This is a genomic window from Buttiauxella sp. S19-1 (assembly GCF_022134725.1).
In the GTDB taxonomy this organism is placed as follows: domain Bacteria; phylum Pseudomonadota; class Gammaproteobacteria; order Enterobacterales; family Enterobacteriaceae; genus Buttiauxella; species Buttiauxella ferragutiae.
In genome coordinates this window covers 1-1,487 of record NZ_JAHWLU010000241.1, presented here as the reverse complement: position 1 = coordinate 1,487, position 1,487 = coordinate 1, and the positions used below count along the sequence as shown (strand labels likewise).

Genomic DNA, 1,487 nt, shown 5'->3' with positions numbered 1-1,487 from the left:
GGATTTACCGGCGCATATGCGTTGAAAATTGCCAAAGCCGGTGGCCCGGCAAGCGTATTGCGCTTGGCACATGTGGCTCAAGCCGCAGGCATTGGGTTGTACGGCGGCACCATGCTGGAAGGCACGATTGGCACGGTAGCTTCGCTGCATGCCTGGTCGACATTACCGCTGGCGTGGGGGACAGAAATGTTTGGCCCGCTGTTACTGAAAGACGATATTGTCGAAAAGCCGCTGCATTTTGCTAACAGCGCGGTGACCTTGCCAGCAACCCCGGGGTTGGGTGTGACCCTGGATGAAGATAAATTAGCGTTTTACCGCCGTAAGGCATAAGGAGAAAGCCATGTTATTTAAAGTTGAGATGACGGTAAATATTCCACTCGACATGCCAGTGGAAACTGCCGCTGAAATTAAAGCCAAAGAAAAAGCCTATTCACAGCAGTTACAACAAGAAGGCAAGTGGCGCCATATTTGGCGCATTGCCGGGTTATATTCTAATGTCAGTATTTTTGATGTTAAAGATGCTGAGGAGTTACACAATTTATTAATGGCTTTGCCATTGTATCCGTACATGGATATCAAAGTTGATGCATTGTGCCGTCATCCATCTTCAATTCGTAATGATGATAAATAAACAATAATAAAAATTAACCTGCACCATGCCTTTTCCCAGGCATGGTTCCCTACAAGTAAGCAATGAGACAATAAACATGACAACTAACTTTGTTCACCTGCCTGAAGTGCAAGCTTTATTAAGAGAAAGTGCCGGTTTAAATGGTGTGGAAGGAGATGAGCGTTTTAAAAATATTATTCATCGCCTGCTGGAAAATATTTGTACGATAATTGATGAGTTTAATATCACCGAAGAAGAATTCTGGCATGCGGCAAACTATCTGCATGAATTGGGTGGCCGCCAGGAAGCCGCATTATTAGCCGCAGGTCTGGGCATTGAACACTATTTGGATTTACGCCAGGATGCGCTGGATGCCGCAGCTCAGCTTGAATCCGGCACTCCGCGTACCATCGAAGGGCCGTTGTATGTCGCCAATGCGCCGCTGGCTGAAGGCCACACCCGCATGGATGACGGGAAAGATAACGGCCAAACGATGTGGTTGCACGGCACCGTTCGCGACACCAAAGGCCACCCAGTCGCCAACGCGATTGTTGATATCTGGCACGCGAATACGCTGGGGAACTATTCGTTCTTCGACCCGAGCCAAAGCGAATACAACCTGCGCCGCCGCATTAAAACCGGCAGTGATGGGCGTTATAGCGTGCAAAGTATTGTCCCGTCAGGCTATGGCTGCCCACCAGACGGCCCAACCCAGAAGTTGCTCGACCGTCTGGGCCGCCACGGTAATCGCCCTGCACATATTCACTTCTTCGTTTCAGCACCAGGCCATAAACATCTCACCAGTCAAATTAACCTGAATGGTGATAAATACTTGTGGGATGATTTTGCTTTTGCTACCCGCGATGGTTTAATTGCT

The 1,487-nt window shown here is 48.7% G+C and carries 3 protein-coding genes; all 3 read left to right on the top strand.

All coding sequences use genetic code 11. The features are described from left to right. Positions 1-330: enolase C-terminal domain-like protein (locus tag MES37_RS24320; protein ID WP_273695290.1), on the top strand; the 330-nt coding region annotated here is incomplete at its 5' end. 10 nt (positions 331-340) lie between these two features. Next, positions 341-631 (top strand): muconolactone Delta-isomerase, encoded by a 291-nt coding sequence (gene catC, locus MES37_RS24315; protein WP_237932818.1) that lies wholly within the window; start codon positions 341-343, stop codon positions 629-631. Between the two features lie 76 nt (positions 632-707). After that, positions 708-1,487, top strand: a 780-nt coding sequence (catA, locus tag MES37_RS24310; RefSeq protein WP_237932817.1) for a catechol 1,2-dioxygenase, incomplete at its 3' end; no start/stop codon positions are given.